The following is a 6,727-nucleotide window of genomic DNA, read 5'->3' on the forward strand; positions in this document are numbered from 1 at the left end:
GGCATGGGCGGAGTTACGGTGATCGGCATGTCCTCGCCACCTGGGGACGCGGGCGAGGTCCGCGATCCCACCCGGCTCCATCCCCGGCGGTGGTACGTGATGGCGGGCGGGTGGTCGCTGCTGCTCACCCCGTGGCTCTACATCGGAGCGACGTCCGGCCACCCGATCGTCGTCCGGGTGCTGCTGGTGCTCGCGGTGCTGGCCTACATCGCATGCTTCGTCTTCGGTCTGTACGAGGCGATGCAGCGCAAGCAGCCGCTGTTCTCGGCTGCGCTCCTCGTGGGGATGTGTGTGCTGTGGCTGGTGACGGCCGCAGGCTTCGGCGCGCAGGACGGCGCGGTCTACACGGTCAGCTACCTGCTTGTCGCCGTCATCGCGCTGGTCCCCGCCCCGTGGACCACCGCGGCGGCCGTCGTCGCCTTCTGCGGGGCGACGGGGTTCGACTGGTTCGTCGGCGACGGCCTGACGGGAACGGACGTCTTCGGGATGGCAGCGATCAGCATCGCGATGCGCGGGCAGTTCTGGCTGGTCAGGGCCAACTCCCAGCTGCGAGAAGCCCGCGAGGAGCTGGCCCGGCTGGCGGTCGCCGCCGAGCGCGAGCGGATGGCACGCGACCTGCACGACGTGCTCGGGCACAGCCTCACGACCATCACGGTCAAGGCCGGACTGGCACGGCGCCTGCTCGAGCGCGGCGATGTGGGGCGAGCGGCCGAGGAGGTGACCGACGTCGAGCAGCTCGGCAGGCAGGCGCTGGCCGAGGTGCGCTCGACCGTCGCGGCGAACCATGTGGCCTCACTGGGGCGCGAGCTCGCGGGCGCTCGGGAGGCCCTGCGCGCGGCGGGCATCGAGGCGGACCTGCCGGCCGCCGTGGACAACGTGCCGCCGGATCGGCAGCAGGCGTTCGCGCACGTCGTGCGGGAGGGCGTCACCAACACGATCCGGCACAGCGGGGCGGGAAGCTGCACGGTGCGCCTCACCCCGACCTCGGTGGAGGTCGTCGACGACGGTGTCGGCAGCCCGGACGGAACGCCGGCAGGTCACGGGCTCAGCGGCCTCACCGAGCGGCTCGCGGCGATCGGGGGCTGGGTCGACGCCGGTCCGACGCCCACCGGCGGCTACAGCCTGCGCGCCGAGGTCCTACCGCGCACCGCCCCCGTGCGGCGGCCGGAGCCTGCCGGATGATCACCGTGCTGCTCGCCGACGATCAGGCGCTGATCCGGGGCGCGCTGGCGGCGATGCTCGGCCTGGAGCCCGACATCGAGGTGGTGGCCCAGGTCGGATCAGGCGCCGAGGTGGTGCCCGCCGCGCTACGAACCCTGCCGGACGTCGCGCTGCTCGACGTCCAGATGCCTGGTGGCGACGGCCTCGACGCCGCCGGTGCGTTGCGCGCCGCGCTTCCGACGTGCCGTGTCGTCGTGCTCACGACGTTCGGCAGGCCCGGCTACCTGGCCCGTGCCATGCGTGCCGGTGCGGCGGGGTTCGTGGTGAAGGACGCCCCACCCGAGCAGCTCGTCGACGCCGTGCGCCGGGTGCACGCCGGGCTCCGGGTGGTGGATCCCGTGCTCGCGGCGGAATCGCTCTCCACCGGCACGAGCCCCCTGACCGACCGTGAGCGCGACGTTCTGCTCGCCGCGGCCGACGGTGCCACGGTGGCGGACGTGGCGGCGCGGTTGCACCTGTCGGAGGGCACGGTGCGCAACCATCTCTCCGCGGCGATCGGCAAGACGTCCGCCCGCACCCGCGCGGAGGCTGTGCGGCTGGCGGACGAACGCGGCTGGTTGTAGATCAGCTCGTGGATCGGTCCCGGCTGCTGCGGATCCCGGCGATGACGAGCGCCAGCCCGTGGTCGAAGTGCGCGGTGGGGTGTGGGGCGGCGAGGTCGTCCCGTGCGGCGAGCAGGTGCGGATGCCGGTCGGGATCGAGCGCCGCGTCGAGCCGGACGCGGGCGGCCTGCCCGCCGTCGGGGAGGGCGGCGGTGAGCTGCTCCTCGGTGACATGGGCGACGACGTAGTACGTGAGAGTGTCGGTGGCCCAGGTTGCTGCACGGTGGTCGAGCCCCGCTCCCACCAGCAGCCCCACCATGGTCTCGCCGTAGGCAAGGGCGTTGGGCAGGGGGAAGAAGCTGCCCGAGAACAGGCGGGCGCCGTCGCGGCGGGACAGCAGCGCCTGTCGTAGCCGGCGCGCCACGTGGGCGGCGAGCTCGTCCCACGGCTGGCCTGCGGGGAGACCTGCGGGGAGCCCCGCGAGCAGCGCGTCGGCCATCGCCTCCAGCAGAGCCTGCTTGCTGCGGAAGTGCCAGTAGGTAGCCCCGTTCCGGACGTCCAGTGCGTCGGCGAGCTTGCGCATGGTCAGGTGCTCCAGGCCGACCTCGTCCAGGAGGTCAAGGGCGACGGCGACCACGTGGTCGCGGGTGAGCCGCACTGGGGCCTCCCGAAATCTGATTGGCGGAGCGGTGAGTATGACGCATTCTTCAACGGCGTTGAAGTTCAACGCCGTTGAAGAAGGAGTACGGGTGCTCATCCGCAACACGCCGTGAGATCTGCGGGCCGCGCCCTCCCCGGGCGCGGCCCGTTCCGTTCGGTTCCGACGATCACGAGGAGGCCACATGCGTATGGTCCGGTTCCACACCTACGGCGGTCCGGAGGTGCTCACCGTCGAGGAGACGCCGGTTCCACGGCCTGCGGAGGGAGAGCTCCTGGTCGAGGTCGCGGCGGTCGGCGTCAACCTCCCGGTCGTACGGCTCACCCGCGGTGGCCCCGACGGCGCCGGCGTCCCGCTGCCGCACGCGCCCGGCGGTGACGTCGTCGGGAGGGTGGCGGCCGTTGGCGCCGGCGTGACCGGGTGGGAGCCGGGTCGGCGGGTGGCTGCACTCGCCCCCACTGGTGCCTACGCCGAGTACGTACCGGTATCCGCTGCCCTCGCGGCGCCGGTTCCCGGCGGGGTCGACGACGAGGCAGCCGTGCAGATGGTGCGCGGTGGCCAGGTGGCGCTCGGCGTGTTGCGTGCGGCCGGGCTGCAGGGCGGGGAGAGCGTCCTGGTCACCGCGGCCGCAGGCGGCGTCGGCCATCTGTCGGTGCAGCTGGCCCGGACCATCGGAGCCGCCCGTGTGGTCGCGGCGATCGGGCCTGCGGCCGGTGCCGCGAAGACCGACGCGCTGCGGGCGGTCGGCGCCGACCAGGTGATCACCTATGACGAGCTGTCCGCAGGCGGGGTGGAGCCGGTCGACGTCGTCCTCGACGGCGTCGGTGGCGAGGTCCAGAGGGCGTGCCTCGAGGCCCTCGCCCCATTGGGCAGGCTCGTCGCCTTCAGCGGCGCAGGCGCCACCGTCGACGTCAACGAGCTGCGCATGCACTCCAGGACGATCATCGGGTTCGCGATGGCCCACTTCGCCGGCGGTCGGCCCGAGGTCTACGCCGAGCACCGTCGGGAGTTGTGGGACCTGCATCTCCAGGGCCGGCTCCGCCCGCTCGTTCACCGGGTGCTTCCCCTGGAGCGGTCGCCAGACGCCCACCGCATCGTCGAGGGCCGGGTGAACGTCGGCAAGGTGCTCGTCCGGCCGCATGCCGGGCACTGCTGACTGCTGCCGCCTGCCACAACCGGCACGAGCCGATCGATCGCTACTCTGGCGATCGTGAGCGACGTGACTACCACATCCGGGACGGGAACGACGCCACCGGGATCTTCGCCACTACGGGACCTTGGTGCCGCACTGCGCGAATGGGCCACCACCGGTGTGGGGGTCGTCCGCGTGCTGGACCGCCACGGCTTCGGCACGGTCGAGAGCGGCCAGCTCGTGGCGGGCACCGCCGCGGGCTCCGTGGCCGGCGCCCTGTACCGCGGCGCTCTGGACGATGCGGTCGGCCCGCTGGCCGCCGCCGCCGTGGGTGGGCCGCGTACCCAGGAGGCCCATGTCTCCGAGGCCGTTGCGCTCGACGTCGGCCTCGCCTGCGCCGGTGGCGCCACGCTGCTCGGCCATCCGCTGCCTGCGGAACCCGCGTCCGCGCTCGGAGAGGCGCTGGAGCGCGAGGTGCCCGCAGCGCTGGTCTCCACCACGGGCGGTGGCGGGGCGCTGGTGCTCAGCGGTCCGGAGCTCACCGACGTCCACGGCGGGCTCGGCTCTCCCGAGCTCGACGCCGCTGCGGTGGACGCCGCCCGGCAGCTGATGCGGCGCGGGGCCACGGTCACCGAGCGCATCCAGGTCGAGGGCGACGAGCTGCTGCTGGACCTGTGGGTGCCGGTGCCCTCCGTGCTGGTGGCCGGGGCGGGAGCGATCGGTGAAGCCCTGATCGCGCAGGCCGGGCTCCTCGGCTGGAGCGCCCGCGCCGAAACCGAGCTCTCCGTCGTGCAGGCCGCGGTGGCCGCCTTCACCGACGCCGACGTCCTCGTGCTGCTCGACCACGCCCCGTCGTTCGACGCCGTGCTCATCGACGGGCTGCGCCGCGGGCGTGGGTTCATCGGCGCGCTCGGCTCCCGCCGCACGCAGACGGCACGCAGGCAGCGGCTGCTGAAAGCCGGGCTCACCGACGCCGATCTGGCCGCGCTACGCGGTCCCGTCGGTCTCGACCTGGGTGCCCGCACCCCCGCCGAGACCGCAGTGTCCATCGTCGCCCAGGTGATCGCCGCCCGCTCCGGACGCGCCGGCACGGCCCTCGCCGCCACGGACGGTCGGATCGGCGGATGACGGCGCCGCCGGGCCCCCGGTTCGGCCGGAAGCTCCCCTCGGAGGCACCAACCGAGCCCTTGCGCGGCACGCGGGCTCCTGCGCCCGTGCTCGAACGTCCCAGGCGTGGCCGCTGGTTGTTCCGGCTGCTGGTCGGTGGCCTCCTGGTCGCCCTTGCCGTGGTCGGTGGCACCGCGTTCCGGGTGTGGCAGGTGGCGCGGGTCGACGACCGCCGTCCGGTCGACGCAGTGGTGGTGCTCGGCGCCGCGCAGTACGACGGTGACCCCAGCTCCATCTTCGCCGCCCGGCTGCGCCACGCCGAGGAGCTGTACAAGGACGGGCTGGCCCCGCGGATCGTCACCACCGGCGGCGGGCGTCCCGGCGACGTCTACACCGAGGCCGAGGCCGGCCGGCGCTACCTGATCGACCGTGGCGTGCCGGCCCAGGCCGTCATCGCGGTGGGAGAGGGCTCGGACACGCTGCTCAGCCTGCAGGCCGTGGCGGCCAGGGCGAAACAGGACGGCTGGCAGAGCGCGGAGATCGTCAGCGACCCGTGGCACTCCCTGCGCGCCCGCACCATGGCCCGCGACAGCGGGCTGCTCGCGTGGACGTCGCCCACCCGCACCGGGCCCGTGGTGCAGACCCGCGAGACCCAGTTCCGGTACATCGTCCGCGAGACCGCGGCGTTGCTGTACTACCGGCTCACCCATTCCTCGGTCGACACCGAGACCAGCGGGCTCGGCTGACGGCGTGACCGACCTCGGAAGGGGCGGCTACGGCGAGCACGACACGGCCCGCCTGAACCCCGAGCCGCCCAAAGGCAGCGGGCGGCCCGAACGCCGCAGCCCGTTCTCCCGCGACCGGGCCCGGGTGCTGCATTCGGCCGCACTGCGCAGGCTGGCCGGGAAGACGCAGGTCGTCGGCCCGGGGGAGGGCGCGGAGATCACCGGTGTGCCGCGCACCCGGCTGACGCACTCCCTGGAGGTCGCGCAGATCGGGCGCGGAATCGCCGAGGAGTTGGGCTGCGACCCCGACATCGTCGACACGGCTGGCCTGGCGCACGACATCGGCCATCCGCCGTTCGGCCACAACGGCGAGCGGGCGCTCGACGAGTTCGGCGTGGCGTGCGGCGGGTTCGAGGGCAACGCACAGACGCTGCGGATCCTCATGCGGCTGGAGCCGAAGATCGGCGACAGCGGACTGAACCTGACCAGGGCATCGCTCGACGCGTCGTGCAAGTACCCGTGGGTGCACCGGCCGGGCGACCGCAAGTACGGCGCCTACCTCGTCGACGCGGAGCTGTTCGCCTGGGTCAGGGAGAGCGCGCCCGGCGACCGGAGGTGTATCGAGGCCCAGATCATGGACTGGGCCGACGATGTCGCGTACTCCGTGCACGACGTGGAGGACGGCATCGTGAGCGGTCGCATCGACATCGCCGCCCTCGCGTCCCCTGTGGAGAGAGCGGCCGTGGTGGAGCTCGCCGCCACCCACTTCGGCGCCTCGGCGGACGCGCTCGCGGAGGCGGCAGACGCGTTGCTCGCCCTACCGGTGGTCGCGGCCGTGCGGGGTTTCTCGGCGGCGACGGCTGCGTCGTCCGAGCAGGCGGCGCTCAAGCGGCTCACGAGTGAGCTGGTCGGCCGGTTCGCGCTGGCCGCGAGCGACGGCACCCGTGCGGCGTACGGATCGGAGGCGCTGCGCCGTTACTCCGCCGACCTGGTGGTTCCACCGGATGCCGGGGCAGAGGTCGCGCTGCTCAAGGCCGTCGCGCTGCGGTACGTGATGAGTGATCCCGACCGGCGCGCGATGCAGGCACGTCAACGGGAACTGCTCGCCGAACTCGGCTCGGCGCTGCTGGCGAAGGCACCGGACGCGCTGGATCCGCTCTTCGCCGAGCACTGGGCGGAGGCGCCCGACGACGCCGCTCGGCTGCGGGTCGTGCTCGACCAGGTCGCCGTGCTCACCGATCAGCAGGCCGTCGCCCGGCACACCGCGCTCGTCCGGCGCGGTTAGACGGTATGGAGGTCGGGCTGGGGCCTCGCCACATGTGAACGTGGGTTGCCGGGCAGG

Annotated in this window: 7 protein-coding genes; 6 read left to right on the forward strand and 1 reads right to left on the reverse strand. The window is 73.4% G+C overall.

Annotated elements, in window-relative coordinates:
* Nucleotides 1-27: 27 nt before the first annotated feature.
* Together ABD743_RS33190 and ABD743_RS33195 are read left to right on the forward strand one after the other, a co-directional pair.
* Nucleotides 28-1,182 carry a sensor histidine kinase gene (locus ABD743_RS33190; RefSeq protein WP_344726871.1) on the forward strand — a complete coding sequence of 385 codons (1,155 nt, stop codon included), beginning with the start codon at nt 28-30 and terminating at the stop codon, nt 1,180-1,182.
* The gene (locus ABD743_RS33195; RefSeq protein ID WP_344726873.1) at nt 1,179-1,784 is read left to right on the forward strand and encodes a response regulator; all 606 of its coding nucleotides are present in this window, start codon (nt 1,179-1,181) and stop codon (nt 1,782-1,784) included. The genes ABD743_RS33190 and ABD743_RS33195 overlap by 4 nt, the downstream gene beginning before the upstream one ends.
* A 1-nt stretch (nt 1,785) precedes the next feature.
* Here ABD743_RS33195 and ABD743_RS33200 read toward each other — a convergent pair whose 3' ends face one another.
* Complete coding sequence (locus ABD743_RS33200) at nt 1,786-2,421, reverse strand: TetR/AcrR family transcriptional regulator C-terminal domain-containing protein (RefSeq protein ID WP_344726875.1); 636 nt, start codon at nt 2,419-2,421, stop codon at nt 1,786-1,788.
* A gap of 184 nt (nt 2,422-2,605) precedes the next feature.
* On the opposite strand from ABD743_RS33200, the gene ABD743_RS33205 reads away from it, so the two are divergent.
* From ABD743_RS33205 to ABD743_RS33220, 4 genes are read left to right on the forward strand one after another with little or no spacing between them, the layout of a single operon-like run.
* Complete coding sequence (locus ABD743_RS33205; RefSeq protein WP_344726877.1) at nt 2,606-3,577, forward strand: quinone oxidoreductase family protein; 972 nt, start codon at nt 2,606-2,608, stop codon at nt 3,575-3,577.
* 54 nt (nt 3,578-3,631) lie between these two features.
* Entirely contained in the window at nt 3,632-4,681 is a 1,050-nt protein-coding gene (locus tag ABD743_RS33210) for an XdhC family protein (RefSeq protein ID WP_344726878.1), read from the forward strand.
* A complete protein-coding gene (locus tag ABD743_RS33215) occupies nt 4,678-5,406 on the forward strand; it encodes a YdcF family protein (RefSeq protein ID WP_344726879.1) in 729 nt (242 codons plus the stop codon). The genes ABD743_RS33210 and ABD743_RS33215 overlap by 4 nt, the downstream gene beginning before the upstream one ends.
* A gap of 4 nt (nt 5,407-5,410) precedes the next feature.
* Entirely contained in the window at nt 5,411-6,670 is a 1,260-nt protein-coding gene (locus ABD743_RS33220; RefSeq protein ID WP_344726880.1) for a deoxyguanosinetriphosphate triphosphohydrolase, read from the forward strand.
* Nucleotides 6,671-6,727 lie beyond the last annotated feature (57 nt).

It is taken from the genome of Pseudonocardia yunnanensis (genome assembly GCF_039534065.1).
GTDB lineage: Bacteria > Actinomycetota > Actinomycetes > Mycobacteriales > Pseudonocardiaceae > Pseudonocardia > Pseudonocardia yunnanensis.